The organism is Fumia xinanensis (genome assembly GCF_014384905.1).
GTDB lineage: Bacteria > Bacillota > Clostridia > Oscillospirales > Ruminococcaceae > Fumia > Fumia xinanensis.
This window is the reverse complement of record NZ_JACRSV010000004.1, coordinates 185035-197630: the sequence shown is the minus strand read 5'-3', so window position 1 is coordinate 197630 and position 12596 is coordinate 185035. Positions and strand designations below refer to the sequence as shown.

The window sequence follows — 12596 nt, the reverse complement described above, 5'->3', positions numbered from 1 at the left end:
CGGGGCGTCTGCCGTTCATCATAAAACCGGCCAAGCCGACTAAATGCAGTTTTGCTTCTTCTGGCGCATGCCATATATGTCTTTATGATATTATACCGCATCAGCCTGAAAACTACAATACGCCTTTAAGATGATCAGCTGTAAAATTTTTAGGACAGTATTTTCCCCCATTGCATCGGGGCTTCAGCACTGTTCTGGAATAGGGAATTAAAAAAGTCTGAATGCCGCTTGAATATGGCGCAATGTCGTACTGTTGGTAGTAAATCACCAGACCCTTACGTGCAAGAAAATAATTTTCGGCGTGGAAGTTTTCGATGACGTTACTTTTATGAGGCTCAAAATAAGTTGCTTCTCCTGCTTCAATGTTTTCCCGCATCTGATCCAGGACTTTGTCAATTAAAAAAGTCTTATAATAAACAGGCTGGGCAATAAAAGCAGAAACCGGCAGCCTTCGTCCGCTTTGCAGCCCCCAGGTATCGGAAAAACGCATGGTATTGCCATGGGCTCCCCCAGTGAACTCATAGCGGTCGAAATACAAGCTCAGGACGCAGTCATCATTATAGGTAATACAAAAATCCAAAATTGCCTCATAGGGAACGATGGGAAATTGCCCTTCCGGATCGTAGAGTACCTGTTCCGCTGCTTGAGCGTATAGAACCGTTCGGCAATGCTGCCGATATTCACGTGCCTTTCTTTGGTAAAACCGGTTAATTTCCGCTAAGCTGCGCCTGAATGCACTGGAAACAAACTTGGGATATGTAATCCGGTAATGGAGTACCTCTTTATCTCGGACGGTCAAAGTTTCTTCCAATATTTGTTTTTCAATTTGAATGTAATAAGAGAACATCACTGGCACCTCCTTTAATTATTCTATGCGAAGGAGTCAGTAAAAGTTAAATAAAGCCAAATTTTATACTTTTCGTTACAAAAATAATATAAAATATGTTAGATTTACTCTAGCAGATACATTATTTTTTTATTGCTGTTGAAATTTAATTTCATATATGATAATATAATATTGAAACTTATGTAAATCTCCATCACCAAATTTGCAGTATTCTGCTAACGAAAGGGGAGCGTTTCAATGTATCAAAGCCGATACCATTATCAAAATGATCTCCTGTCGGTTGCAATAGACAGCCTGACCGGAGAACTTTTGGAACTCATCTATAAACCTACCGGGGAAAACCTCATTAAAAATTCCTCCTTTTTGCTTCACCAGCCCTTCCAGCTTTTTGCCTCTTTAAAGGGAGAAAAAATTCGTCTGTTTGGAGGAGATACTTACTCCATCGCACGGGACGCACAGTTAAAGCCCCATATTACCCATGAAGAGACTGAAAATGCACTCCTTATCCGGGTATCTTATAATAAGTTGACCGACGGAGAAAAAAGCTACAACATCCCCCTTTGCTACCAAATCGAGCTGTCGAGGGACACATCAGAGCTTCATTGGCAGCTTTCCCTGTCCAACCGCCAGCCGGAGCTGCTCATTGAGGATCTGCGCTTTCCCTGCCTGAACGGAGTGTACCTTGGAGATACCTGGGAGGACGACACGCTGGTTTATCCCTATAACGCCGGCCTTAAAATCCAAAATCCGGTGGGGTTCTTTTGTGAGAAATCCCCCTGTATTTACTGGAAATGGCAGGAATACCGCTATGTCTACTCCCTGGGAAATATTGCGGCTGGGCCGGATGAAGATGGACTGTACGCTATGGATTTCTCCTATTCCGGTCCTCTTTCGATGACTTGGCTCGACTATTACGGGGAGGACTTGGGAATTTATTTTGCAAACCACGATCCCCTGCCTCACAACTGTTCCCTGCGGGCTGAAACCTATGGCACCAGCAGTCCCGGAATGAACTTTTCCTTTGTGCATCACCCTTACTGTGAAAATGGAGGGAACTGGAACTCCCCGCCGCTCGTCACCGCCGTCCATCGGGGAGACTGGCATAGAGGCGCGGAGATCTACCGCGCCTTCCGGCAAAATAACGTCCCCGCCAAAAAGCCGAAACGTCCCCACTGGTTTGAAAAGAGCCCCGGATTGGTGGCTCATTACGATTTTAAATATCAAAACGGCGGCGTTGTGCATCGGTACAAGGATATTCCCCGCCTTTTGGATGAAGCGCGGGAGATGGGCCTAAACCACCTGCTGCTTGCAGGCTGGCACCGCGACGGATTCGACCACGGATTCCCTGAATACCGCGCCGATGCCGACCTGGGCACAGAAGAAGAATTCCGCGAGGCTGTCAGCATCGTCCGGCAAAAAGGCGGACACCTTTCCTTTTACATCAATTCCCGCATCGCCAACACCAAATACGACCCTACAGGCGCTTTTACAGCGGAAAATGCCGTCCGGCAAAAAGACGGCTCTCCCTTTGTGGAGGCCGCCGGCAACCGGGACTTGAATTTTGCCGTCATGTGCATCCATTCTTCTGAATGGCGCAATCGCCTACAATCTGCCGTGCAGTACGCCACTGAACGGATAGGCGCCGACGGCGTTTACCTGGATCAGCTCGCAATGGCTCCGCCCTGCATTTGCCACAATCCGGCTCACGGCCACTCCTGGAACGATTGGAATGAAGGATACCGTTCCCTTCTTAAGCAGATAAACAATAAAACGTCCACTGACGCACCGATGAGCATTGTTGCTGAAGGGGTATCTGACGCCTACAATGCCGACGTCTCGGGCTTTTTGGTATCCACCTTCTCCTATTACTACACCGGCGCGTTTCCAGAGCTTTATAAGTACACCTTTCCGGAGCAAATCCTGGTGGATATGCTCTACCCCGAATCCAACATGGCTATGCGGCCTGTCCACATCGGTCAGGCATCCACCGACATCATCAACAAAGCCTTTGTCACAGGTTCCTACTTCTGGGTTTACGACCTGGTGGACGACAACACCTTTCATCGGGACCCCAAACAGTTTCGTTACCTGAAAGATGTCATCACTTTGCGAAAATACTGGCTCGAAACCTTCGGCCACGGCATTTTTCGCGATACCGACGGCCTTTTGGAAATCCCCGGCACATTGATAAAGCGGTTCGAACTGCCGGGAGGCGTCCTGCTGGCAATAGCCCAAAAGCAGGCTGCCTGCGGAGAATGTTCGATGGAATACAGCCCCAAAATAGCCAGGGCAGCTGTTTATACCGTAAAAGAAACAGCAGTGCAAAAACGCCTGCTGTCCTTTAGCGCACAGGAGGAAAAAGTGACTTTTTCCATGCCCCAAGAACCCATTTCGCTCATCGTATTCGACAATATGGAATAACAGGAGGAACTCACAAATGGATTACAATCAACTGACAACGGAGCAGGTCAATCCCTTGACGGTTGACATCGACCTCTGCTCCACCGAGGAAATTGTGCGTTTAATCAACGACGAAGACAAAAAAGTAGCCCAGGCGGTGGAAGCCGTTCTCCCCGATGTGGCAAAAGCGGTGGACACCATTGCGGCGCGGATGGAAAAAGGTGGACGCCTTTTCTACATCGGCGCAGGCACCAGCGGCCGACTGGGAGTAGTGGACGCATCGGAATGTCCTCCCACCTTCGGCACCGACCCCAGTCTTGTGGTCGGGATTATTGCCGGAGGGGATACAGCCCTGCGCACCGGAATCGAGGAGATCGAAGACCAGGCGGAACAGGGTAAAGCCGATCTGCTCCGCCATCAAATAAGCGCGCTGGATACCGTCGTCGGCATCAGCGCAAGCGGTTCCGCCGCCTACGTGGCAGGCGCATTGCAGGAAGCAAAAAAATTGGGAGCCGCCACCGTCGCCATCTCCAACTCCCCTCATGCCCACATCGCCGAAGTGGCCGACATCGCCATTATCCCTGTCGTCGGCCCGGAAGCCATTATGGGCAGCACCCGTATGAAAGCGGGAACCTCCCAAAAAATGGTGCTCAATATGCTCTCCACCGCTACGATGGTCAAGTTGGGTAAAACTTACCGGAATCTGATGGTGGATATGATTCCCAGCAACCAAAAACTGCGGGATCGGGCTGTCCGCATCCTGATGAAAGCCACCAATCTCCCCCGGGAAAAGGCAGAAGAGGCCTTGACCCTTTCCGGCAACACTAAAACGGCTTTGGTCATGCTGCTCACAGACTGTGACGCCGCTACTGCCCGCAATGCTCTTTCAAGCCATAACGGTTCGGCGCGGAAGGCCGTCGCCTTTCTTCAGCAAGATGGTGCCTCTCTATGAAGTACGTCATCGGCATCGACGGAGGCGGCACCAAAACCCATCTCAAAGCCTTGGATTTACAGCAAAACACCGTCGGCGAGGCACGGGGAGGGGCCAGCAACCTGACCGCCCTTTCAAAAGAAACGGTAAAGGAAAATCTAAAACTCCTGCTCGCCGATTTTTATAAGCAGACTGGACTTTCCCAAAAAGATTGTGTCTCCGCCTGTCTGGGAACGGCTGGAGCCAGCAGCATCACCTCCCAAAACCAGCTGTCTGCCATTTTGGCAGAAATTTTCCCCGGTATCCCCGTCCTTCTCACAAACGACGCTCTTCCCCTTCTTTACAGCGGCACTCCCTCCGGCTGCGGCATTGTCCTGATCGCCGGGACAGGATCAGTCTGTATGGCGAAAACCGCTGCAGAGGACATCTTCCGCATTGGTGGGTGGGGGCATCTCATCGGCGACGAGGGAAGCGGTTACCAAATCGCCTGCCGGATGCTCGGCGCCGTTATGCGGGCCTTTGACGGAAGGGGCAGACAAACCGTGCTCACCGATTTGCTGCTGGAACATCTGAAACTTTCCTCCCCGATGGAACTCATCGACTACCTCTACCAGTCGGGCAACGGCAAAAAAGAAATTGCCTCTCTGGCCGCCTTATGCGACAGGGCTTTTGCGCTTGGCGACGATACAGCCAAAGCGATTTATGAGGAAGCCGCCGAAAGCCTCTGTGAAATGGTAACGGCAGCGGCGCAAAAGTTTCCCCCCAAAAAACGGGAACCGATTGTTTGTGTCTACACCGGTGGAATGGTCACAAAATCTCCCGCCCTGCGAGATTTGCTCAGTCGAAAGCTACAAACAAAGGCCCCTAATGTAATTTTTCAGGAGTGCCGCCACGACGCCGCCTACGGCTGCGCGCTGATGGCGATGGAAAAGTGGAATCAGGGGGAAAATTTATGAGTGGAACATTGCTTCGCATCCAAAAATGCAGGGAAAATTTCAGCCCGTCCGAACAGAGAGTGGCGAACTATGTACTGGAGCACGCAGGAAACATCGTCGGCCTCCCGGTAGCAGAACTGGCAGAACACAGTGGCTCCAACCGGGCAGCCGTCGTCCGATTCTGCAAAAGAATGGGTTTTGAAGGATACCGGGATTTTACCCTGGCTCTGGCAGCAGAGCTAGCAGTGGAGCAAAACAGGGAGAAACGAGAATCCGCCGATATTCTGCCGGGCGACAGCGTGGAAACCATCCTGCAAAGCATCTGCGCAAACAGCATCCAGTCCATTCAGGACAGTTGTACCCTGCTTCGCCCCTCCGACGTCCAGTTGGCCTCCGACCTGCTCATAAAGGCCAAAAAAATCGATTTTTACGGCATCGGCGCTTCTCAACTTGCAGCACAAGACGCCCAGTATAAGTTCATGCGCATTAATAAGAACTGTACCGCTTATCCCGACGGACACCTCCAGCTCACCTCCGCCTCTCTCCTATCCGAAGAGGACGTGGCCGTAGCAATCTCCTGGTCCGGCGAAACCAAGGACGTGGTAGAAGCGGCCAGTATGGCCAAATCTAAAGGTGCCGCGGTCATTACCATTACCCAGTACGGCAAAAACCGCCTCTCTCAATGCGGAGACATCGCTTTTCAGCTCACTTCGCCCGAAACCACCATTCGTATCGGCGCTATGAGTTCCAGAATCGCACAGCTCACTTTGATCGACATTCTGTTTTCCTGCGCCGTGAGCAAAGAACCTCAAAACATTGACCGCTATCTGAAACAGACCCGACCTGTCGGAAAGAAAAAGCGGTATCAAAAATAATTATTCTATAAAAAACCGCTGTGCGTTGCTGCACAGCGGTTTTTTGTATTTTATCAGAAATTTTATTTACAGCCTTTTTGGACCTCGTCATACAGCTCTTTCAGTACCGCCCCAACAGCCTCTACAGCCTCGCCGACCGGCACTTTTTTACTGATTTTTTTATCTCTTGTGACGATTTCGCAGCAGCCTTCCTTCATGTTGCGGGGGCTGACGATAACGCGCACCGGAACGCCCAGCAGGTCTGCGTCGGAGAACATGACGCCCGCCGTTGCCTTGCGGTCGTCATAGATGACTTCGATCCTCTCTTTTTGCAGCTCGTCATAGAGCTGATCGGCAAAAGCGTGGGTTTCCGGGTCGTCGGAGCGCACACAGCAAATGTGAACTTCCCAGGGGGCGATGGTGATGGGCCAGATGGGGCCGTAATCGTCGTGGTGGACTTCACAAACAGAAGCTGCCAGCCGCCCTACGCCGATTCCATAACAGCCCATAATGGGATGTGCCGCTTTCCCGTCAGCGTCCAGATAGGTCATATTCATGGATTTTGTGTACTTGGTACCCAATTGGAAAATATTGCCCACTTCAATGCCGCGGGAGATGGTGATAGCTTTCTTGCCGCATACGGGACAAATACCACCCTCGGCGATTTTGGCAAAATCGTGATATTCTACCTTTCCGCAGTCTCTTTCGATATTGAGGCCAGTGTAATGGTATTCTTCTACATTGCCTCCGCAGGAGAGGTTTTGGGCTCCTTCCAGAGAACGGTCAAACAAAACGGTAAAGTCCCCTTCCAGCTTGTAAGGTCCGATGTAACCGGCGTTGAGGCCGCATTCTGGCGTAATCACAGCCGGATGAATGTCTTCTCCCAGGAAATTTGTCAGCTTCGTCTCGTTGATGTCCAAGTCCCCCCGGATGAATACCACCACGTAAGCGTCGTCGCTATTTTTCTGGTAGACGACCGCTTTGCACGAGCTTTCGAGAGGGGCGTGCAGAAATTCACATATATCTTCAATGGTGTGGATATTTGGGGTGTGGACCAGCTTAATTTCCTCCAGTTCCCCAGTTTTTGCATTGTCTACGATGTTTTCCGCCGCTTCCATGTTGGCTCGGTAGCCGCACTCTTTACAGAGGACGATGCTGTCCTCGCCCACCGGGGTCAGCAGCATGAATTCGTGGGAGATACTGCCGCCCATCATGCCGGAATCCGACTGGACAGAAATCACTTCGGGAACGCCGGCCCGGGCAAAAATCCGCTCATAAGCCTTATAACACTTGTCGTAATACCGCTCCAGGTCCTCCTGAGAGGTGTGGAAGGAGTAGGCGTCCTTCATGGTGAATTCCCGGACGCGAATGAGGCCGCCGCGGGGACGTGCTTCATCGCGGAACTTTGTCTGGATCTGATAAATCATAAAGGGGTATTTGGTGTAGCTGTTGGCGTACTCCCGCACCAGCTGAACCGCCGCCTCTTCGTGGGTCATCCCCAGCACCATCGGAGAGCCGTTCCGGTCGGAAAACCGCAAAAGCTCGCTCCCTACCGATTGATACCGCCCCGACTCATCCCAAAGGGTACCGGGTAGCACCACCGGAAACAGGACCTCCTGTCCGTCGATGGAGTCCATCTCCTCGCGGATAATCCGCTCGATTTTCTGGGAAATCCGTTTCATAGGAGGATACTGGGAAAAAATCCCATTGGCTACGTATTTGATGTAGCCGCCCCGCACCATGAGCGCATGACTGTCAATCGCACAATCCGAAGGCCGTTCTTTAAAGCGATCCCCTACCAGTTTGTCTAGTTTCATCTTTCTATCTCCTTCCAGTTTTTACACAAAAAATCTGACCCGCCTCAATTGAAATCGCAGACGGATCTTTGCAGCGCTGTGCTGCTGCAATAAAAAACGCCCCAAGTCCATTAAGACTTAGGGCGAAATCATCCGCGGTACCACCTAAATTCAGAAAAAATCTGCACTCAAGGCAGGGAGTTCCCCTGCCGCCCCGATAACGGCGGGCGCCGATGGATTTGACCGGCAGATGCCGTTTCACCCATAGCTCCAAGGTGGGTTCACTCCTTACGCCAAAGGCTTACACCTACCGCCTTCTCTCTTGGTGACGTGCAAAGAAGCTACTGTTCCTTATCACAGCGTTTTGTTATTGCAACCATTATATAGCAAAGCTCGCGGCTTGTCAATGCAAAAAAGGCAGGAATACCGGAGAATCGCTGATTCTCTGGTATTCCTGTTCTTATGAAGAAAGATATTTGATTTTAAGCACCAATTCCATTGCCACTAAAATAGCAGACAAGAATATTGCAGTTGAAACAGCAAGACCAATTCGATTCCAATGCATCGCAACTGTAAGTATCATCCCTGCGGTTAGCACCCCTGTGATTACCCGCGCATAACGCCGGTAATGGACAATCTCTTCGGCATCCAGCGGTTTGTTTGGATTCTCCATAGGAGCCCAGCGCCAGATGACCGCCAGCCCAATCAGCATCTGCCCAACAGAAATCGGAAGCAAAGCTGCCTCCGGCATCAATCGGAAGACGCAAAGAACAATTGCGGTGATTCCATAGGAGATTAAGGTACATTTTCCCTGGGTAGAGGCGTGCCATCCTCCCGCGTAGGGGCGCAGGCTGAAAAAAGCCAGTAAGAACAATGCCGTTTCCGGCAACACTTTCAAAAGAAGCCCTACCACGAGAGCAAAGGCAAAAAATGGAATCTGATACAGCAGATGAACAACGCCAAACTGATATATTTCCTGATCTTCCGCATCAATCGTGCGGCTGGAAACCAAGCTTGCCGTAATTTTTTCCGCCAATCTTGCGATCATTAGAATCTCCGCAGTTTCTTCACAGCCTCAGGCATTTTGGGCTGATAGGTAAGTGTAGGGCAAGAAGTATTTGCCTGACGAGCACAGGACTTTTCAGCTGTTTTGGCAACCATTTTGAGAATGAAAGACTGTTTTTTCATTTTGAATCCTCCTAAAATTTTTAAAATATTGAAAAGCTGTATTTCACAGCAACTTCACTGGTTTACCGGATCAAGTATCAAGCGCACGATAAATATCTGATTTTCGGTGAGAATTTCCAGTTCACCGTCGTAACGACTTACGATCTCCTGAACATTTGAAAGCCCGATCCCCATATGTCCTTCTTTATTGGTACAGAATGATTGGGTCGGTTCTTCGGGGCATTTTCCCTCGTATCTATTTTCGATACTTGCGATCAGCTTCCCGGCATAACTGTGGATACGAAGTTCTATTTTACGCTGATTCTGAGGCAGCGACTGACAAGCATCTATGGCATTATCGATGAGATTGGCGAATATGGTAAGCAAGTCCATTTCATCAAAGCCATCCAGTGAAAAATGTTTGAAATTGAGGTGAAGCAGAATCTTGTAGGATGCTGCCAATTTCTTTTTATCGTTGAATAAAATGTTCAGCAGAGGACTAGGGCAAACTTTTGGAACGCCCAGCATATCCATGTTTTCTTTAATTTTTTCCACATACACTGCTTTTTGTGAAGTATCATCCATTTGCTCTAATGTCTGCAGCTGATTTCTAATATCGTGGATAATCCGACGGGATTGTTCATATCGGCTTTCTATCTCACGGTAATTGGTGGAGATAATATGTTCCTGCTGACGATAAAGCTGTAACTGCAATTCGGCCTCTTTGGATCTGACGATAGCCTCCGTTTGATGAACAACATAAAGGTTTAACGCAAGAAATCCAAAGCACATGGCAGAAACTACGACCGCTGTTGTGGTAGTATTGACAAACTCAGAAAAATAGAAGACGATTCCTAATTCTCCTAAACTGGAAACTGCAAGAAATATATTCTGTTTCAAGCTTAGCGGACGGTTAGGTACATGATCCATCCAGCTTAAGACTAAGCGGTATGAAAAATAAATAATCATCTTGCTTAATAGGTTGTACCACATCAATCTTGCATTTTGCATCATTCCAGATAACTCAGATTGTCCATTTATCGCCAACATTACATACCCTAAAACCAAATCAATAATGACGCAATAGGTCATAAAGAATACATCGCAAAAAATTTTGCGGCGGGATGGACGGTATAAAAGAACGCTGAGTAAGATAAACGCAATTACAGAATAAGCTGTATTGATTATAGCAGAGAATAGCTGGTTGACTGCAACGCAAATTCCCACAAAGGCAAGAAATGCTGCGATATAAATCCAGTTCGCTTTATACTTCTTTCCGTACAAACGAAAACAAAAATCGAACAGTAGCAAACCCATCATAGCATCGGGCACCAGAAAGCGCAAAAGGTATTCTAGTTTTTCCATGGCCGATCCTCACAGAACGAAGAACGTGCTGTATAAAAACTGTTGATAGCGCCTTCGGAAATCTGCGGAACGTTTTTGCGACATAGGCAATTCTACGCCGTTTGCCAAAGTAACATTCATGCAGGTAAAGCGGCGGACATGCATGAGATTTACAAGAAAATTTTGGTGAGACGATACAAATGGAAATTTTTCAAGAAGCTCCGTCATCTGTTTCATGGTGTAAACGGCTACATATTTGCTTTCCGTTGTATGTATTTCGACTTTTCGGTTTTTGTACTCAACAAAAATTATTTGTTCCGGCACTAGACGGACATCTCCGTCTACAGTATGAAGAAATATTTCAGGGGTCTCCTGATCGTTATGTAAATAATCAATGGCGTCTTCCAACTGTCGCTTAATATCATCCGCCGTAAATGGCTTAATGAGATAACTGAAAGCATGAAGCTGAAAAGCGGCCGACTGATATTCTTCATAACCCGTCACAAAAATGATTTTCGCGCGTTTGTTGCTGGCACGCAGTTCTTGAGCGATCTGTATGCCACTCATCCCCGGCATCTCGATATCCAAAAAGAAAATATCGCTGCCTCCGGCTTTGTTGAGCATTTGGGAACCATCTTGGTAAATTTCCACTGCAGAAGTGATTTGTGTGTCTTTAAAGTACTGATCGGCAATGTTACGAATCTGCGTAACTACCTTGGGATCGTCATCACAGATGGCTAATTTCAGCATGTGAGCTCCTCCTATGCTTCTGCATAAATAGATTTTATTGGAATTTCCAGAATAATGCAATAGCTATTGCACAACTGACAAATTTCCTGTCATAACTTACAGATTTATTATACTACATCGTGAAAATCTTTCAATAAAAACTAAATCTATTTAATAATATATCTAAAAAATATTGATCATTGTGTTTATCTGCTGTTTAATATTCTAGATATATTATATGATATTTTAATTTAAAAACAAAAAGCGGTGCGGGTTTAAGTGAAAATTCACTTAAACCCGCACCGCACAAATATTTTTGGCGCGCCATGCAGGACTCGAACCTGCGACCTTTTGATTCGTAGTCAAACACTCTTGGAAAACATTTTGACAAATCAAGTATAAATTTACGGATTCTATCTAATAAATTGTGCAAATAGCATAAAAATACATACACATTTAGGAAACAAGGGCAACCGATTTTCATAACCGCAACAGGTGTTGGTTAGAGCGTTTGTTAGATAAAGTTAGATGAAGTGCAAAGGGACATTGTTCTTATAGACAATGTCCCTTTTTTTATTCCGTGATTGAAAATAAAAAGAATAAGGAAGTGATACTACTATGGCAGTTTTTCGGATAGAGCGAAATAAAGGATACACCGTAATGAGCAATTACCATCTACGCGACAACAAGCTGTCCTTAAAGTCAAAAGGGCTATTGTCTCAAATGCTGTCTTTGCCGGAAGATTGGGATTATACCCTGGCAGGGTTATCACACATTAACCGGGAAAGCGTTGACGCTATCCGCACCGCCATATGGGAACTGGAAAAAGCCGGATATATCATCAGGCGGCAGGGCCGGGACGAAAAAGGCAAAATGTTGCCAATCGAATATATTATATACGAACAGCCGCAGGAGAAGCAATCAACAGAGGAAAACTCTCCGGTGTTGGAAAATCCAATACCGGAGAATAAACCGCTGTTGGATTTCCCGACATCGGCTAATCCGACGGCGGAAAACCCGGTATCGGAAAATCCAATGCAATTAAATAAAGATAAAATAAATACTGAGATATTAAATACTGATTCTATCCCTTCCTTATCTCCGGGCAATGTCCACTCCTCCTTTTCAAATGCAGAGAAGGAACAGATAGGAAAAAATGATCATCATTCCATAGAAATATATCAAGAGATTATCAAAGCAAATATTGAGTATCCTTGCCTGATACACGATCCTGAAATCGGGGAAGAACGCCTGAACGAAATCCTGAACGTCATACTGGATACGGTAGGTTCATCAAGAAAGATTATCCGAATTGCCGGAGATGACTACCCTGCCCAGTTTGTCCGGGAGAGGTTTCTACAGTTGAACAGCTCACATATCAAATTTATCTGTGACTGCATGAAAGAAAATACGGCTAAAATCCGCAATATGAAACAGTATTTGCGGGCGGTGCTCTTTAACGCACCGGCCACTATGGATCACTGCTACACAGCCCTTGTGGCTCATGATATGGCCCATAACAATGGAGGTGGTTGCTATGATTGACATTGCGACAACAGAATAAGGTCATTGTAATCTGTCCCTGTTTTACAG

Annotated in this window: 11 protein-coding genes and 1 other annotated feature; of the genes, 5 read left to right on the top strand and 6 right to left on the bottom strand. The window is 47.6% G+C overall.

Annotated features, from left to right (window positions below):
* Positions 1 to 112: 112 nt before the first annotated feature.
* Positions 113 to 847 carry a DUF3298 and DUF4163 domain-containing protein gene (locus H8710_RS12070; protein ID WP_249296088.1) on the bottom strand — a complete coding sequence of 245 codons (735 nt, stop codon included), beginning with the start codon at positions 845 to 847 and terminating at the stop codon, positions 113 to 115.
* 237 nt (positions 848 to 1084) lie between these two features.
* Between H8710_RS12070 and H8710_RS12065 the strand changes: the two genes are divergently transcribed.
* The 4 genes from H8710_RS12065 to H8710_RS12050 are packed head-to-tail and all read left to right on the top strand — an operon-like array spanning position 1085 to position 5988.
* Positions 1085 to 3268, top strand: coding sequence for a DUF6259 domain-containing protein (locus tag H8710_RS12065; RefSeq protein ID WP_249296087.1), 2184 nt, complete (start codon positions 1085 to 1087; stop codon positions 3266 to 3268).
* 16 nt (positions 3269 to 3284) lie between these two features.
* Positions 3285 to 4199 carry an N-acetylmuramic acid 6-phosphate etherase gene (gene murQ / locus H8710_RS12060; protein WP_249296086.1) on the top strand — a complete coding sequence of 305 codons (915 nt, stop codon included), beginning with the start codon at positions 3285 to 3287 and terminating at the stop codon, positions 4197 to 4199.
* The gene (locus H8710_RS12055; protein WP_249296085.1) at positions 4196 to 5134 is read left to right on the top strand and encodes a BadF/BadG/BcrA/BcrD ATPase family protein; all 939 of its coding nucleotides are present in this window, start codon (positions 4196 to 4198) and stop codon (positions 5132 to 5134) included. The genes murQ and H8710_RS12055 overlap by 4 nt, the downstream gene beginning before the upstream one ends.
* On the top strand, positions 5131 to 5988 hold the full coding sequence (locus H8710_RS12050; protein WP_249296083.1) for a MurR/RpiR family transcriptional regulator: 858 nt from the start codon (positions 5131 to 5133) through the stop codon (positions 5986 to 5988). Before H8710_RS12055 ends, H8710_RS12050 begins: the two co-directional genes overlap by 4 nt.
* A 62-nt stretch (positions 5989 to 6050) precedes the next feature.
* On the opposite strand, the gene H8710_RS12045 is transcribed toward H8710_RS12050, so the two are convergent.
* From H8710_RS12045 to H8710_RS12025, 5 genes are all read right to left on the bottom strand, one after another.
* The gene (locus H8710_RS12045; RefSeq protein ID WP_249296081.1) at positions 6051 to 7784 is read right to left on the bottom strand and encodes a proline--tRNA ligase; all 1734 of its coding nucleotides are present in this window, start codon (positions 7782 to 7784) and stop codon (positions 6051 to 6053) included.
* Between the two features lie 115 nt (positions 7785 to 7899).
* Positions 7900 to 8130: a binding site (T-box leader), on the bottom strand.
* A 93-nt stretch (positions 8131 to 8223) separates the two neighbouring features.
* On the bottom strand, positions 8224 to 8811 hold the full coding sequence (locus H8710_RS12040; protein ID WP_249296080.1) for an accessory gene regulator ArgB-like protein: 588 nt from the start codon (positions 8809 to 8811) through the stop codon (positions 8224 to 8226).
* Positions 8811 to 8951 carry a cyclic lactone autoinducer peptide gene (locus H8710_RS12035; RefSeq protein ID WP_249296078.1) on the bottom strand — a complete coding sequence of 47 codons (141 nt, stop codon included), beginning with the start codon at positions 8949 to 8951 and terminating at the stop codon, positions 8811 to 8813. Before H8710_RS12035 ends, H8710_RS12040 begins: the two co-directional genes overlap by 1 nt.
* A gap of 54 nt (positions 8952 to 9005) precedes the next feature.
* The gene (locus tag H8710_RS12030; RefSeq protein WP_249296076.1) at positions 9006 to 10295 is read right to left on the bottom strand and encodes a sensor histidine kinase; all 1290 of its coding nucleotides are present in this window, start codon (positions 10293 to 10295) and stop codon (positions 9006 to 9008) included.
* A 9-nt stretch (positions 10296 to 10304) separates the two neighbouring features.
* Entirely contained in the window at positions 10305 to 11024 is a 720-nt protein-coding gene (locus H8710_RS12025) for a LytR/AlgR family response regulator transcription factor (protein ID WP_249296075.1), read from the bottom strand.
* Positions 11025 to 11663: 639 nt separating this feature from the next.
* Between H8710_RS12025 and H8710_RS12020 the strand changes: the two genes are divergently transcribed.
* Positions 11664 to 12548, top strand: a complete 885-nt coding sequence (locus H8710_RS12020) for a DUF6017 domain-containing protein (RefSeq protein ID WP_430413315.1) — start codon at positions 11664 to 11666, stop codon at positions 12546 to 12548.
* The last annotated feature ends 48 nt before the right edge of the window (positions 12549 to 12596 follow it).

Excerpts from the sequence above, each read along its gene's own strand:
- H8710_RS12035 (WP_249296078.1), bottom strand. The coding sequence starts at position 8,951 with ATGAAAAAACAGTCTTTCATTCTCAAAATGGTTGCCAAAACAGCTGAA.
- H8710_RS12020 (WP_430413315.1), top strand. The coding sequence starts at position 11,664 with ATGAGCAATTACCATCTACGCGACAACAAGCTGTCCTTAAAGTCAAAA.
- H8710_RS12025 (WP_249296075.1), bottom strand. The coding sequence starts at position 11,024 with ATGCTGAAATTAGCCATCTGTGATGACGATCCCAAGGTAGTTACGCAG.
- H8710_RS12050 (WP_249296083.1), top strand. The coding sequence starts at position 5,131 with ATGAGTGGAACATTGCTTCGCATCCAAAAATGCAGGGAAAATTTCAGC.
- H8710_RS12030 (WP_249296076.1), bottom strand. The coding sequence starts at position 10,295 with ATGGAAAAACTAGAATACCTTTTGCGCTTTCTGGTGCCCGATGCTATG.
- H8710_RS12065 (WP_249296087.1), top strand. The coding sequence starts at position 1,085 with ATGTATCAAAGCCGATACCATTATCAAAATGATCTCCTGTCGGTTGCA.
- murQ (WP_249296086.1), top strand. The coding sequence starts at position 3,285 with ATGGATTACAATCAACTGACAACGGAGCAGGTCAATCCCTTGACGGTT.
- H8710_RS12070 (WP_249296088.1), bottom strand. The coding sequence starts at position 847 with ATGTTCTCTTATTACATTCAAATTGAAAAACAAATATTGGAAGAAACT.
- H8710_RS12055 (WP_249296085.1), top strand. The coding sequence starts at position 4,196 with ATGAAGTACGTCATCGGCATCGACGGAGGCGGCACCAAAACCCATCTC.
- H8710_RS12040 (WP_249296080.1), bottom strand. The coding sequence starts at position 8,811 with ATGATCGCAAGATTGGCGGAAAAAATTACGGCAAGCTTGGTTTCCAGC.
- H8710_RS12045 (WP_249296081.1), bottom strand. The coding sequence starts at position 7,784 with ATGAAACTAGACAAACTGGTAGGGGATCGCTTTAAAGAACGGCCTTCG.